This window comes from Ensifer sp. ENS06 (assembly GCF_014852205.1).
Lineage (GTDB): Bacteria > Pseudomonadota > Alphaproteobacteria > Rhizobiales > Rhizobiaceae > Ensifer > Ensifer adhaerens.
On sequence record NZ_JACVBC010000001.1, the window covers coordinates 1,829,346 to 1,843,490 of the forward strand.

The 14,145-nt window shown below is 61.8% G+C and carries 16 protein-coding genes; 10 read left to right on the forward strand and 6 right to left on the reverse strand.

Going from position 1 to position 14,145, the window contains the following annotated elements; genetic code table 11:
• Positions 1–8: 8 nt before the first annotated feature.
• The 3 genes from IB279_RS09045 to IB279_RS09055 all read left to right on the forward strand — a co-directional run bounded on the left by IB279_RS09045 (position 9) and on the right by IB279_RS09055 (position 3,949).
• Positions 9–917 carry a LysR family transcriptional regulator gene (locus tag IB279_RS09045; protein WP_113188685.1) on the forward strand — a complete coding sequence of 303 codons (909 nt, stop codon included), beginning with the start codon at positions 9–11 and terminating at the stop codon, positions 915–917.
• A gap of 166 nt (positions 918–1,083) precedes the next feature.
• A complete protein-coding gene (locus IB279_RS09050) occupies positions 1,084–2,397 on the forward strand; it encodes a TCR/Tet family MFS transporter (protein ID WP_060517141.1) in 1,314 nt (437 codons plus the stop codon).
• Between the two features lie 142 nt (positions 2,398–2,539).
• A complete protein-coding gene (locus IB279_RS09055) occupies positions 2,540–3,949 on the forward strand; it encodes an MATE family efflux transporter (RefSeq protein ID WP_034791355.1) in 1,410 nt (469 codons plus the stop codon).
• Positions 3,950–4,081: 132 nt separating this feature from the next.
• Here IB279_RS09055 and IB279_RS37615 read toward each other — a convergent pair whose 3' ends face one another.
• Both IB279_RS37615 and IB279_RS37620 read right to left on the reverse strand, forming a co-directional pair.
• The gene (locus tag IB279_RS37615) at positions 4,082–4,210 is read right to left on the reverse strand and encodes a hypothetical protein (RefSeq protein ID WP_256439259.1); all 129 of its coding nucleotides are present in this window, start codon (positions 4,208–4,210) and stop codon (positions 4,082–4,084) included.
• 11 nt (positions 4,211–4,221) lie between these two features.
• The gene (locus IB279_RS37620; protein WP_255380879.1) at positions 4,222–4,344 is read right to left on the reverse strand and encodes a hypothetical protein; all 123 of its coding nucleotides are present in this window, start codon (positions 4,342–4,344) and stop codon (positions 4,222–4,224) included.
• 226 nt (positions 4,345–4,570) lie between these two features.
• On the opposite strand from IB279_RS37620, the gene coaD reads away from it, so the two are divergent.
• The 5 genes from coaD (at position 4,571) to tgt (ending at position 8,492) form a co-directional block, all read left to right on the forward strand.
• A complete protein-coding gene (coaD, locus tag IB279_RS09060; protein WP_060517145.1) occupies positions 4,571–5,065 on the forward strand; it encodes a pantetheine-phosphate adenylyltransferase in 495 nt (164 codons plus the stop codon).
• A gap of 35 nt (positions 5,066–5,100) precedes the next feature.
• Entirely contained in the window at positions 5,101–5,673 is a 573-nt protein-coding gene (locus IB279_RS09065; RefSeq protein ID WP_034791360.1) for a peptidylprolyl isomerase, read from the forward strand.
• A 22-nt stretch (positions 5,674–5,695) separates the two neighbouring features.
• Positions 5,696–6,205 (forward strand): peptidylprolyl isomerase, encoded by a 510-nt coding sequence (locus IB279_RS09070; RefSeq protein ID WP_034791362.1) that lies wholly within the window; start codon positions 5,696–5,698, stop codon positions 6,203–6,205.
• A 73-nt stretch (positions 6,206–6,278) separates the two neighbouring features.
• Complete coding sequence (gene queA / locus IB279_RS09075; protein WP_060582135.1) at positions 6,279–7,361, forward strand: tRNA preQ1(34) S-adenosylmethionine ribosyltransferase-isomerase QueA; 1,083 nt, start codon at positions 6,279–6,281, stop codon at positions 7,359–7,361.
• Positions 7,362–8,492, forward strand: coding sequence for a tRNA guanosine(34) transglycosylase Tgt (tgt, locus tag IB279_RS09080; protein ID WP_034791366.1), 1,131 nt, complete (start codon positions 7,362–7,364; stop codon positions 8,490–8,492).
• A gap of 22 nt (positions 8,493–8,514) precedes the next feature.
• On the opposite strand, the gene IB279_RS09085 is transcribed toward tgt, so the two are convergent.
• The 3 genes from IB279_RS09085 to IB279_RS09095 form a co-directional block, all read right to left on the reverse strand.
• Complete coding sequence (locus tag IB279_RS09085) at positions 8,515–8,937, reverse strand: DUF4864 domain-containing protein (protein WP_113188686.1); 423 nt, start codon at positions 8,935–8,937, stop codon at positions 8,515–8,517.
• A gap of 231 nt (positions 8,938–9,168) precedes the next feature.
• Entirely contained in the window at positions 9,169–9,966 is a 798-nt protein-coding gene (locus tag IB279_RS09090) for an SRPBCC domain-containing protein (RefSeq protein WP_113188687.1), read from the reverse strand.
• Between the two features lie 11 nt (positions 9,967–9,977).
• Positions 9,978–10,598, reverse strand: coding sequence for a helix-turn-helix domain-containing protein (locus tag IB279_RS09095; protein ID WP_113188744.1), 621 nt, complete (start codon positions 10,596–10,598; stop codon positions 9,978–9,980).
• Between the two features lie 299 nt (positions 10,599–10,897).
• Here IB279_RS09095 and IB279_RS09100 point away from each other — a divergent pair, with 299 nt between their 5' ends.
• Together IB279_RS09100 and IB279_RS09105 are read left to right on the forward strand one after the other, a co-directional pair.
• Entirely contained in the window at positions 10,898–11,368 is a 471-nt protein-coding gene (locus IB279_RS09100) for a hypothetical protein (protein WP_113188688.1), read from the forward strand.
• Positions 11,369–11,699: 331 nt separating this feature from the next.
• On the forward strand, positions 11,700–12,437 hold the full coding sequence (locus tag IB279_RS09105) for a hypothetical protein (RefSeq protein ID WP_060521184.1): 738 nt from the start codon (positions 11,700–11,702) through the stop codon (positions 12,435–12,437).
• A 6-nt stretch (positions 12,438–12,443) separates the two neighbouring features.
• On the opposite strand, the gene IB279_RS09110 is transcribed toward IB279_RS09105, so the two are convergent.
• Positions 12,444–13,871 carry an ISNCY family transposase gene (locus IB279_RS09110; protein ID WP_060521183.1) on the reverse strand — a complete coding sequence of 476 codons (1,428 nt, stop codon included), beginning with the start codon at positions 13,869–13,871 and terminating at the stop codon, positions 12,444–12,446.
• Positions 13,872–14,145 lie beyond the last annotated feature (274 nt).

Consider the following 14,145-nt stretch of genomic DNA (forward strand, 5'->3'; position numbering starts at 1 on the left):
TCCGCACAATGGACGACTTGCCGCTTGCCGATCTCGATGCCTTCACCGCAGTGGCCGCGGCGCGGAGTTTCCGCGCGGCTGCGAAGAAGCGCGGCGTTTCCGCGTCGGCGCTGAGCGAGGCGCTCCGCCGCCTTGAAGCGAAGCTGCAGGTGCGCCTGCTCAACCGCACGACCCGCAGCGTCACCCTGACGGAGGCGGGCACGCGGCTGCTCGATCGGCTGACGCCGGCCCTCGGCGAGATCGCCGGTGCGCTCGATCAGGTCAACGAGATGCGCGACAGTCCGGCGGGAACGCTAAAACTGAACGTTCCGACCATCGTCGCGCGCGAAATTCTACCACCGATCATCGGCCGGTTCTTGCGCGAGCACCCGGCAATTTCCCTGGAGGTGACGGCGGAGGACGGTTTCGTCGATGTCCTCGCTGCCGGTTTCGATGCGGGCGTCCGCTACGAGGAACGCGTCGAGCGCGACATGATCGCGATCCCGATCGGGCCGAGCCGCCAGCGTTATGTCACCGCCGCGGCGCCGGACTATCTCGCAAGGCGCGGCGTGCCCGGCCATCCGCGCGACCTGCTTGAACACGCCTGCATTCGCCACGGCTTCGCCAGCGGCTTCTCGCTTCCCTGGGAGTTCGGCGAGGGCGAGGCGGCGCTGACGATCGCGCCGCCAGCCGTCGTCACCGCCAACACGATCGATCTCGAAATCGGGGCGGCCATCGACGGCCTTGGCGTGATCCGGACCTTCGAGGAGTTCATTGCGCCCGCGGTCGCCGCAGGTCGCCTGGTGCTCATCCTTGAGGCGTGGACGACGAGCTTCTCCGGTCCGCTTCTCTATTATGCAAGCCGCAAGCATATGCCGGCGGCGTTGCGTGCCTTCGTGGACTTCCTGAAGCGCGAACAGCGGCGGGATCATCGCTGAGGCATAGGCTGTAGATCGCTCGACCTATCAACCATTGCGATAGTCCCATCAGAAAATTTGAGACGTTCACGGATTGTTTCGTACGAAATGATCCGTTACACCTAAATTGGTAGCGTTGTTCACGTTCTGTCTCTTTTCCCGGGGCAGGCCGCCGGGGAGGGATCGCATGCGCGACGAGAAATTTGTGCGACGCGGCCTGTTCCTCGTCTTCCTCATCCTGTTTCTCGATATCATCGGCATCGCAATCATCGTGCCGGTGCTGCCGGCCTATCTCGAGGAATTGACCGGCGCCAATGTCAGCGAGGCGGCGATCGATGGTGGATGGCTGCTGCTCGTCTATGCGGCGATGCAGTTTCTCTTTGCGCCGCTGATCGGCAATCTCAGCGATCGATTCGGCCGCCGCCCGGTGCTGCTCGCATCCGTCTTCACCTTCGCGCTCGACAACCTGATCTGCGCGCTCGCCACCAGCTACTGGATGCTGTTCATCGGTCGTGTACTCGCCGGCGTCAGCGGCGCCAGCTTCGGCACGGCATCGGCCTACATCGCCGACATCAGTCATGACGGGAACCGAGCCAAGAATTTCGGGCTGATCGGCATTGCCTTTGGTACCGGCTTCGCGCTCGGGCCGGTGCTTGGCGGTCTGCTTGGCGAACTCGGCCCGCGGGTCCCGTTCTACGGCGCGGCAGCGCTGTCCTTCGTCAACTTTATCCTTGGCGTATTCCTGCTACCCGAGACGCTCGACAGCGCCAACCGCCGCCGCTTCGAGTGGAAACGCGCCAACCCGCTCGGCGCCCTCAAGCAGATGCGCAATTACCCCGGCATCGGCTGGGTGGGGCTGGTGTTCTTTCTCTTTTGGCTTGCCCATTCGGTCTATCCGGCCGTCTGGTCCTTCGTTTCCAGCTACCGCTACGGCTGGAGCGAGGGGCAGATCGGACTTTCGCTCGGGATCTTCGGTATCGGCGGTGCCTTCGTCATGGCCGTCATCCTGCCGCGCGTGGTGCCGCGGCTTGGGGAGTGGCGCACGGCCGTGCTCGGCCTGACCTTCACCACGCTCGGAGCCATCGGCTATGCCGGCGCCTGGCAGGGGTGGATGATCTATGCGGTGATCATCGCGACCGCGCTCGAAAGCCTCGCCGATCCGCCGCTGCGCAGTATCGCCGCGGCCCACGTGCCGTCGTCGGCACAAGGCGAGCTTCAGGGCGCGCTGACCAGCATCGGCAGCATCACCACGATCATCGGTCCGTTGATCTTCACCCAGGCCTTCGGTTATTTCACCAGCCCTGCCGCGCCCGTCGCCTTTGCCGGCGCGCCCTATGCACTCGCCAGTTGCTTCCTCGTCGGCGCGCTTATCGTGTTCTTCCTGAAGATACCGAGAAGCAGGGCGGTCGGACCGCAAGGCGCAGAGAATGTCGGGCCGGCCGACGCCGTAGCGCCGGACGAGCCAGAGGCGATGGAGCGGCCACGATTGCACGGAAATTGATCAATTTTCGTGATCTATCGATGAAACTTTGAGCAACCTCGCCCTTGCGGCTGGCTCTTTGCCCGACGGTATTCTATTTCCGGATTCCTCCCCCCGATCTTCGGTTGCGGCCCGGAGCCGCATTGACTGCCAGGAATCTGCCATGCTGACCGCGAATGCGAGCCCGATACCGTTGACGACCGACAATTCCTGGCGGACGCACTATCGCGCGAGCTTCTATCTGGGCGTGCCGTTCATCGGTGCGCAGCTTGCGCAGCTCGCGATCAACACGACGGACGTCCTGATGGTCGGTAAGCTCGGCGCCACCGAGCTCGCGGCGATCATCCTCGCGACCCAGATGTATTTCACCGTCTATGTTTTCGGCAACGGATTTGCCAATGCGGTGGTGCCGATGGCAGCACAGGCCGTCGGCCGTGGCGACAAGGTTTCGGTGCGCCGCTCGGTGCGCATGGGCATGTGGGTGGTGATGCTCTACGGCCTGTTGACCGCGCCGATCCTCTGGATGGCCGAGCCGATCCTGCTATTTGCCGGCCAGCAGCCCAAGGTCGCAGCCCTTGCAGGAGAATATGTCCGCATCGCGCAATGGGCGATCTTCCCCGGCCTCATCTTCATGGTGCTGAGGGCCTTCCTAAGTGGCCTGGAGAGGGCAGGGATCATTCTCTATGTCACGCTGGCGACGCTCGTGCTCAATGCCGCGCTCTGCTACGTGCTGATCTTCGGCCACTTCGGCTTCCCGAAACTCGGCATCTTCGGTGCGGCGGTCGCAGCGCTTGGCGTTGCCGTGCTCGGCGCGGCGTTGACGATCGGCTATATCAAGAGCAAGCCGGAGCTCAACCAGTACGAACTCTTCGTCCGCTTCTGGCGGCCCGACTGGGTCGCCTTCCGCGAAGTCGTTTTTCTCGGAATTCCGATTTCGCTGACGATCCTTGCCGAGGTCAGCCTGTTCACCGTCGCCTCGCTGCTGATGGGCACGATCGGCACGGTCGAGCTTGCGGCGCACGGCATCGCGCTGCAATTCGCCTCGATGGCCTTCATGATCCCGCTCGGGCTTGCGCAGGCCGCCACGGTGCGGGTCGGGCTTGCCTATGGCCGCGGTGACCTCCTGGGCGTTCGGCGCGCGGCGATCGCTTCGCTGGTGCTCGGCGCCGGCTTTGCCATTGTCGGCAGCGCCATCTTCGCATTCTTCCCCAGCCAACTGGCTGCCCTTTATCTCGACACAGCCCGTCCGGACGCTGCGGCGGTGCTTGCCTTCGCGGCTCCGCTCATTGTCATTGCCGGTGCGTTTCAGCTCGTCGATGGCATGCAGGCGATCGCCGCCGGCATGCTGCGCGGCCTGAAGGACACAAAGGTGCCGATGCTGCTGGCGATGGTTTCTTATTGGCCGATCGGCTTCGTCTGCGCCTGGCTCTTTGCCTTTCCCTTCAATTTCGGCGGGATCGGCGTGTGGTTCGGCTTCGTCCTCGGGCTTGCAGCCGCCGCGGTGCTGTTGAACTGGCGCTTCTTCCGGATGCTCGGCGAGATCACGGCGAAGGCTGCCGCCAAGGGCGCCTGACTTGGGGCGAAGAAGAGCAAAGAAAAAGCCGGACGGGCAGGGGATGCCGTCCGGCTTACAATGGCGGTCGCCTCAGGGGAAGGGAACGACGGCCGCTTACTACACGCTTCGTTTTACGAAGCTTTGGAACTGCTAGACGTTGAAGCCGTCGAGCCGTTCCGAACCCTGGCGATCGCGCTGGAGGTCGCGTATCGTCCGGGCAAAGTCGATCAAGAGTACGAGACTGATGACCGCTGCCGCGATCATGAATAGGGTGGCCATAGTGCCCTCCATCAACGGAAGATTTTCTGGGTCGCGTAGCGCTCGCGCCGGTCACGGGACTCGTTGCGCAGTCCATGTATCGTCGCAAAGATCATCGCGAAAAACATCGCCATCGAAAACAGAGCAAGTCCCATAGCCGTAATCCTTTCGCATCCTAAACGGCAGTACGTTCAAAAAAGTTCCGTTGTTACTGGCACTACACTTAACGTCTTTGCTGTGAAGCACCGTTGAACATGGCATTCATCTAGCATTCATTCTTTCTGTCCCGCTGTTTCCCAGGGAACAGGGTCAAGCGCCGTACAACTCTTGCGATCTGTCGCCGTCCGTGACAAAAGGCTTCACCAAACGGAAACAGGTGCGATGACCACGGCATTTTATCCCGGCTCCTTCGATCCGATGACGAACGGGCATCTCGATGTGCTCGTGCAGGCGCTGAACGTGGCGGCGAAAGTCATTGTCGCGATCGGCATCCACCCCGGCAAAGCACCACTCTTCTCCTTCGACGAACGCGCCGAGCTCATCCGCCGCTCGCTCCAGGAATTTCTGCCGGACAGGGCAGGCGACATCGATGTCGTTTCCTTCGACAATCTGGTCGTCGATGCGGCGCGAGAGCGCGGCGCAAAGCTGCTTGTGCGCGGCCTTCGCGATGGCACCGACCTCGACTACGAGATGCAGATGGCCGGTATGAACCGGCAGATGGCGCCGGATATCCAGACCTTGTTCTTGCCGGCGGGCACGGCATCACGGCCCATTACGGCCACATTGGTCCGCCAGATCGCGGCCATGGGCGGCGACGTCAGTGCCTTCGTGCCCAAGTCCGTCTACGAAGCACTGCAGGCCAAACGCCGCACCTGACGGGCGGCCCCAAATTCACCACGCAGGGAGAAACCATGAAAATCCTCCACCTCGCATTTGCCGGCGCCATCGCGCTTGCCTCCTTCACGGGCACGGCGCTTGCGCAAGCGGCCGACAACTTCATCACCATCACGCTCAAGGATGGTCCGGTCGTCGTCGAACTCAGGCCTGACATCGCGCCGAAGCATGTCGAGCAGATCAAGGCGCTGGCCGCGGCCGGTGAATACGACAACGTCGCTTTCCACCGCGTGATCAAGGGCTTCATGGCCCAGACCGGCGACGTGCAGTATGGCGACATGGAAAACGGCTACCAGCCGCAGGCTGCCGGCACCGGCGGTTCGTCGCGTCCGGACGTCCCGGCAGAGTTCTCCGACGTCCCGTTTGAACGCGGCACGGTCGGCATGGCCCGCTCGCAGGACCCGAATAGCGCGAATTCGCAGTTCTTCATCATGTTCGCCCCGGGCGACTTCCTCAACGGCCAGTACACGGTCGTCGGCAAGGTCGTCTCCGGCATGGAGAATGTCGACAAGATCAAGCTCGGCGACGACGCCAACAACGGCTCCGTCACCGATCCCGACCGCATGATCAGCGTCAAGGTCGGCAAGTAAAATCAACAGAAGGAGAAAACCCATGGCCGAGATCAAGGATCCGGAAAACACGATCATCCTGGAGACCACCAAGGGCAAAGTCGTCATCGAGCTTCTGCCCGACGTCGCGCCGGGGCATGTCGCCCGCATCAAGGAACTGGCCCGCGAAGGCGCCTATGACGGCGTGGTATTCCACCGCGTGATCGAGGACTTCATGGCCCAGACCGGCGACGTGCAGTACGGCAAGACCGGCGGCGAGCACTTCAACCCGGCCCGTGCCGGCATGGGCGGCTCCTCAAAGCCGGACCTGAAGGCCGAATTCTCGAACGTCAGCCACGTTCGCGGCACGTGCTCGATGGCCCGTAGCCAGATGCCGAACTCGGCCAACTCGCAGTTCTTCATCTGCTTCACCGACGCGCCGTGGCTTAACAAGCAGTACTCTGTCTGGGGCCAGGTCATCGAAGGCATGGACAACATCGACAAGATCAAGCGCGGCGAGCCGGTGCGCGATCCCGATACGATCGTCACGATGCGGGTTGCCGCAGACGCCTGATTTGCGCTAATGCACGAACCCGCCCCGGTCGCCAACTGCGCCGGGGCGGGTTTGCTTTTGTCTGAAGATAACAATGCGCGTAGACCTGTTCGACTTCGACCTCCCGGAAACTTCGATTGCGCTTCGGCCCGCAAGCCCGCGCGACAGCGCCCGTATGCTCGTGGTGCGCCCCGATGGCGCCGACGTTCTTGCGGACAGGGGCGTGCTCGACCTGCCGTCGTTCCTGAGGGAAGGCGACGCGCTTGTCTTCAACGACACCAAGGTGATCCCGGCGCAGCTCGAAGGCATCCGCCGCCGCGGCGAGGAGATCGCGACGCAAGTTTCGCTGACGCTGCATATGCGGGTCGCACCCGACCGCTGGAAGGCTTTCGCCCGCCCGGCACGACGCCTCAAGGTCGGCGACCGCATTGCCTTCGGCCACGGTGGCTCAAGCTGCTTTCTCGGAACGCTCGACGCGACCGTCGAGGAAAAGGGCGATGCCGGCGAAGTGACGCTGCGCTTCGATCTCTCGGGTCCCTCGCTTGACGAGGCGATCATGGCGGTCGGCCACATTCCCTTGCCGCCTTACATCGCCTCCAAGCGCGCCGAGGATGCGCAGGACCGCGCCGACTACCAGACCATGTATGCCCGAGAGGAGGGCGCCGTTGCGGCGCCGACCGCCGGTCTGCATTTCACCGACCGTCTTTTCGCCAAGCTCGACGAGGCCGGCATCGAGCGCCACTTCGTGACGCTGCATGTGGGCGCGGGTACGTTCCTGCCGGTCAAGGCTGATGATACCGACGACCACGTGATGCACCAGGAGATCGGCCACGTCGATGCCCGGACCGCCGAGAGGCTGAACGCCGTCAAGGCGAGGGGCGGGCGCATCGTCTGCGTCGGCACGACCTCGCTGCGGTTGATCGAAAGTGCCACCTCGGAAGACGGCACGGTCAAGTCCTGGTCCGGTCCGACGGGTATCTTCATCACGCCCGGCTACCGCTTCCGCGCGGTGGACATGCTGATGACCAATTTCCATCTGCCGAAATCAACGCTGTTCATGCTGGTTTCGGCCTTCAGCGGCCTGGACACGATGCGCGCGGCCTACGCGCATGCGATCGAAACCGGCTACCGCTTCTATTCCTATGGCGACGCCAGCCTGCTTTTCCGGAAAGACTAAATGACCGAGACCTTCCAGTTCAAGCTACACAAGACCGACGGCAAGGCCCGTCGCGGCGAAGTGTCCATGCCGCGCGGCACGATCCGCACACCGGCCTTCATGCCCGTCGGTACCGTCGGCACGGTCAAGGCGATGTATCTCGACCAGGTGAAGGATCTTGGCGCCGACATCATTCTCGGCAATACCTACCACCTGATGCTGCGCCCAGGCGCCGAACGCGTCGCGCGGCTCGGCGGTCTGCATGGCCTGATCCGCTGGCAGGGCCCGATCCTGACGGATTCGGGCGGCTTCCAGGTCATGTCGCTGGCGGGCCTTCGCAAGCTCGACGAGCAGGGCGTCACCTTCAAGAGCCACGTCGATGGCGCGCTCTTCCATATGTCGCCGGAGCGCTCGATCGAGATTCAAGGCTTGCTCGACAGCGACATCCAGATGCAGCTCGACGAATGCGTGGCGCTGCCGGCCGAGCCAAAGGAAATCGAGCGCGCGATGGAAATGTCGCTGCGTTGGGCCGAGCGCTGCAAGGTCGCCTTCGGCGACCAGCCGGGCAAGGCGATGTTCGGCATCGTGCAGGGCGGCGATATCCCGAAGCTGCGCGAACGCTCGGCTGAAGCGCTGAAGGGCCTCGATCTCAAGGGCTATGCAGTCGGTGGTCTCGCCGTCGGCGAGCCGCAGGAGGTAATGCTGCGCATGCTCGACATTACCTGCCCGATCATGCCGGTGGACAAGCCCCGTTACCTGATGGGCGTCGGTACGCCAGACGACATCCTGCGGTCGGTCGCCGAGGGCATCGACATGTTCGACTGCGTGATGCCGACCCGCTCGGGACGCCACGGCCTCGCGTTCACGCGCCACGGCCGCATCAACCTGCGCAATGCCCGCCACGCCGAAGACATGCGCCCGCTCGACGAGCAATCCTCTTGCCCTGCGACGCGCGACTATTCGCGTGCCTATCTGCACCATCTGATCCGCTCGAACGAATCGCTCGGCGGCATGCTGCTCAGCTGGAACAATCTGGCCTACTATCAGGAACTGATGGCCGGAATTCGCCTGGCGATCGAAGAAGGTCGCTTCGCTGACTTCATGGCCGAAACGCAGGAAACCTGGCGGCGAGGGGACCTTCCCCCGGTTTGATGGCCGCCAGCGGACCGGTGTCTCAGATGGCCGGTCCCGACGCCGACTGCAAAATCATCACGCCGTTGATCTTGTAGCTGCCATCCGGCTGTTTCACGAGTTCGTAAACTGCGGTCCAGTCCTTGCCGTCTGGCGCCGAGATCAGAACTTCCTGCAGCACCTGGTCGCCAACCACCTTCGATCGACCAAAAGCAAAGTTGCCAGGCCGGTAGACGGGCTGGTAGCCGCGCTTCACCATCTCGAAGAAGCTTGCCTTGTCGGGAAACTTGCTGCGGATCGCGGGTGAAGCGAAGGAGTAGGCGGTCTCGGCATCATCCTGCAGAAAGGCAGTGATCTGTTCCCGTATGATCGTTCGCGCCGTATCGACGGGTTCCTCCGCACAAGCGGCAGTCGTGGCTGCCAGTTGTGCCACCATACCGAGGGCAATCGCAAAGCTCCTGAACATCGTCGATCTCCATAGCCGCAATGAATGACCATAGGACAGTCGCGGCTTTTGGAAACAGGAGCTTTGGTGGCAGCTTCAGATAATGGCTCAGATCTGTCTATGTAAATCGTGTTAATTCAATTTGTTGTCTGGTGATATGAAAGTCAGATCTCAGATATCATAAGTTGGTGATGTCCGCGTAATGGCGTGCTCAGGCTGGCGGCGGCGAAGCGCCCGCTGCCAATGGGCGATCTAGTTGAACGTTGTCGCCATCCATTCCTGCCATTTCGGCTCGCTGCCTTTCGCGCGCGCCTTGGCACCGTCTCCATAGTGATAGAGCGCGATGCTGGCATTGGTGCCTTCGCCGGTCGAGTAGCTTCCGATGAGCGCGATGCCGGCGCCGGGTTCCTTCAGGCGCAGCAGCAGATAGCGTTGCTTGGTGTCCTGCTGCACCCGTTCGACGATGCCGGCAAGGCGTTCGGGCCGTGGTGGCGTGCTGCGCTCCTCGCCGACATTGGCGCCGAGAAGTCCCAGCGCTTCGGTCAGGCGTTCCCAGACTCTTGCCTGCGGTTCCCCGGTTGAAACCATGGCGAAGCTGCTGACCGCCTTCTCGCCGGCGAAATGTGCGAGATAGATCTTCAGGATCTCGAAGAACGCCGGCCATCCGCCCTCGAAGCCTTCCAACTGGTCGTCCCAGTCGTCGTTCGCTGTGAACAGCGAATGCACCATGCGCAGCACGCAGCGATCGCCGGAACGCGCCGTGACGGTGATTTCGGTTGCGACCGGCGGCGCGCCCTCGCTCCACTCGCGTTCCACATAGGCAAAGCGGGCAGGCGGCTCCCAATGCGTCACCTCGCCGGTCGAGCTGCCGTTCGGACCGAAGTCGAAGACGATCTTGCCTCCGACCCGCTCATCGATTTCGGTCTTGGTGAACCAGGCATTGTTGCCGCTGCCGGTTGCGATCGCCTGCCAGACCTCTTCGGGCGAGCCGGGCACGATCAGTTCCATTTCAACCCAGCGCTTTCCGCTGCCATCCTTCTTGATCGGCATGGGATATCCTTTCAGGAGTTGGTGTCGTCGGGTTCGCCCTTGGCTGCGTTCTCGTCGCTTGGCGCAGGGTAGGAGGCGATGATGAGCCGGTGCGGCCGGGCGTCCGGCGCGCCTTCGTCGTGGTAGCGCGCGGCGAGCACGCTCACCGCCTGGGCGAGATCGGCGGTAAAGGTGGCGCGCTCCGCAGGCGAACGAAAGTTGATCACGGTGTCGATCGACAGCGTTGCCAGGCGCTTGTCCTGCGTGCGGGCGCTGCGCAGCAGTCCGCCGACCTCACGGACCATGCGGGCCGCCAGTGCGACCAGATAGCTCGCAGACAGGCGATCGCTGCTCCGCCCGGGGTCGGCAGCAATCGGCCCCAGCGCCGCCGGCGAAACTACATAGGACGTGGCGGTTGCGACCATCAGGCGCTCGGTCAACCCGCCCCAGCGGCGTTGCTCTGCCGGTTCTATCAGTTTGTGCTCTTCGAGCGCACGCAGATGGTAGTTGACCTTCTGGCGCGTCAGCCCCACCCGCACAGCCAGCGCGGCAGCCGATGCCGGCGCGGCAAGTTCCGCCAGCAAGCGGGCCTTGATCGGCTCCAGGGCAAGTGCGGCGGCGGCCGGCGCGTCTATGACATCGAGATCGAGCATGGTGCAATCATCGCCTTGACAGATTTTTTTGTCAAGGCGATGATTGCACCTAATGCGGGTAGGGGAATGCCGAGTGCCCGCTGACATGCACGACCTCAGCTATGCGGAGCCTTCCAACCATTCAGGCTCGCCCAATGGAGCCAGCTATGCGGAAAGGCGCTGAGCCGGGTTAGGTTCCCGGTTGAGCTTCTCCACGCGACGCGACGCTAAGGTTTGCCGACCGCTTGGCAGTTCGTCGTTTTTCTCCGAATGTCACCACCCAAGGTGGCGGGAGGCAATGTATCGATGGAAGCGCGCCGATGAATGCCGGAACGATCGAGATTTACCGCCCACGTGATGTTTCCACCCTGGGCGACTGGAACATCGGCGGTCTCAAGCTCAAAGCCTATGGCCTTGCCGCCGATGGCAGACGCATCGATGACGCGATGGTGACGCTGGCTCAGTCATTCGTCCGACAGGACGTCATTCCGTGCGTGGCGGCTGGGGGCGATAGCAATGGCCTCGGCTTTGTCATCGTCCATCCCGGCAGCCTCGGCATCTCCATCTCGGCTCACTGGTGGATACAAGGTTCGGTTCTGTGTCAGCGCAACTATCGGAAGCTCTATACGGCTTCTGAGCCGATGGATGCTGTAAGGAGACCGGCCATTGCCTGTGTTTGGGAATTGGCGCTGATCAACGCCGAGCAGGAAGCCTGGCGAAAGACGATGATGAAAGACAAACCTGATCCATTGGCCTACATGGAAGAGCGTGCCGCGTTTGGGACGGCTTGAGAGCCAGGGGCGTGCCGCAAGTGACGAAGGCGCGCTTTGCGCAAACGTTGGAGAGAGGGTCGCATGTCATCCTTGAACCCGCCCGACCACATGCAATGTCAAAGCTGAATAGGGCTGCGACGTCGCCAGCCATTTAGAAATGCGACACTGCCCGCCGGCTTGCTCTGCCAGTCAGCCCCCGATCCGACCGGCTGGTCCGGGTTGAAAGGGCGGAGCGGGGGCGGGTGATGACACTCCCCTTCGGCTTTAGCTTTCTCAGTAGCAATTGTTTTGTCGCCGGTTGATACTCGCTTGCACCTGCATAGGGCGAGGTAGGGATCACAGCCGCACGATGCTTCCGGAAATCAAGCTGCATGGTGACGTCGATGTCGCCGCACTGTCCCCACTTCTTCGCGGTATGCTTCTTTCGGTTGCCTATGCTGACGGTGAGGGCGGCATAGGATTGACGGCGACCGGCGCCATGAACCGCAAGTTCGTGCATTGGGCCGCTGTGCACTTCCTTTGGCCAGGCTTCACAGCCGAAGACCTCTACAGCATGAACAAGGTGCTCAATGAAAGCGACATGCCGCCGCTTTGGGTGGTGCGCGACATGACCCGTCATCTGAAGCTTCTTCGTCGGAAAAAAGATGTGCTGCTGCCAACCAGACGCGGCCGGGAGTTCCTGGTGAACCCGCAAGCCTTCTTCGATCTGATCGCCACGGATTATCTCTATTCGTATGTCCATACCACCGAGCGGGAAGAGGAGGTCCGAGCGCGGTTACGCTGGTGGCGCATGTTCCTCAATCTTCTCAATATCAAAGCCAGGGAAGGGTGCACGCCAATAGACGTTGTGAAGATCCTCTATCCAGACTTGGCGCCTCTGTCGGACACCGAAATGACCATAGAAGCCTGGAAGTTGAAATCCGATCTCCAATATGGCGTCTTTCGGCGCTTGTGCTGGCTCGGTGTGCTCTATGAGGCACGAGAGGGGCTTACGCTCCTCCAGCATGGAGCCTTCCACAAGACGCCACTTTGGCCAGCTTGCCTGCAGTTGGAATCGGATGCGCAGAGCGACATCGGCGTGCATTGACGCTCTTTATTCCGCCGCTGGCCGCCTCATCAACGCTTTCTCTCGTCGCGCAATCACCGCCGGATCGTTCATGAAATCCGTCCGCCGGCCAGGCTTGGGACCACGCTTCTGGTAGCCGTTGGCTGTGCTACCGTCTCGAATGCCGAACATATGATCCGTTTGGCCCGTTCGGCTCGGACCACTCTTGCTGCGCTGCTGTTGGCGTCCGGCCTGCATCTCGGCGACAATTGACAGCATGTCGTCCAGCCGCTTGTTGTCGACGACCTCGGCACGATGCACCGAGCGCAACGTATCGAAGGTCCTGTAGGGCAGGGCAAAGCTCTCGTGCATGATCTCAAGCCGACCGTCCGGATAATCGCAGACAATCACCTTCTGGCCCGCCAATGGCCTGGAAATCTCGGTCGGATCGAGAATGAACAGCACCTTGTCGTAACGCAGCGTCAGGGATTGCGACAGCGTGCGCACTTCCTTGCGGCACATGGCACCATCGAGGTTCTCATGGTCGGACAGCGGCCGGTGCATGTCCTTCGGATTGCGTGGTTGCTTGCCAAAACGAGTGTTGAAATCTGCAATGAACTCAGGCGCATAGACATTGGCAGCTTCGATCGTATCGATGCCGCGAAGTCGCATCTCCTTGACCAGCCGATCCTGCAATGTCTGGTTGGCACGCTCCACTCGACCCTTGGCCTGCGGGGTGTTGGCACAGATGATGTCGATATTGAGTTCATAGAGCGCCCGTCCGAACTGCGTCAGGCCGCTTGTCCGGTCTTTCTTCGACGCATGGAGCGAGCGGAAAACGCCGTGCTTGTCGCTGTAGAAGGCCAGCGGCTTGCCCCATTGCTGCAGATAGGCCTTCGTCGCGTGCAGATAATCGAATGTATTCTCCGATCCAGCAAAGCGAAGATGTAAAAGCTTGCCGGTGGCGTCATCAATATAGACGAGCAGGGCGCATTTGGGGCCGCGGTTCTCGAACCACCAGTGATGCGACCCATCGATCTGCACCAGTTCGCCAAAGCAGTCGCGCCGGCCACGTGGCTGGAAAACCCGTTTCTTGCGTTCCCGACGCGAGATCCAGATGCCAGCCTCGGTCATCCATTGCCGCAGCGTTTCCTTGGCAACAGAAATCCGGTGCAGCTCGATGAGCTTCTCGCGCGCCAGCGTCGGACCGAAATCCAGATAGCGTTCGCGGATCAGATCCAGCGCCGCATTGCGGAAATCCTCGCTGTGGCGCCGATTGCTCGGCCGGGATCGCTTCTTCGAAACAAGACCGGCCGGACCATCTTGATCATAAGCCTGCAGCAGTCTGTGGATCTGACTTCGACTGAGGTTGAGCAGTTCGGCAGCCTGGACAACGCTCAGGCGCTCGTCACGGATCTTCTGGATGACTTCGAGGCGATGCAACTCTTTCTGCGACATGGTGATCAAACAGGACATGACGACTCCGACCGCTCATGGTCTCGACCAGGCTGAAGGTCGTCATCCTTGCTCCCAACGTTGGCTTTGACCAGTGCGTCGAGAGGCGAGACTGTCGCATCTCTAACTGGCCCAACTGTCGCATTACTAAATAGCCACTACATGCAATGTGGCAGCCAAGTTGAACTGTCCACGTTGGCGCAAAGTAGAAATGTCACTTTGGGCGCGTCGCCAGCCATTTAGACATGCGACACTCGACATCTCCGCTGGCGCTGAGGCAAGCCCCCGACCGGAC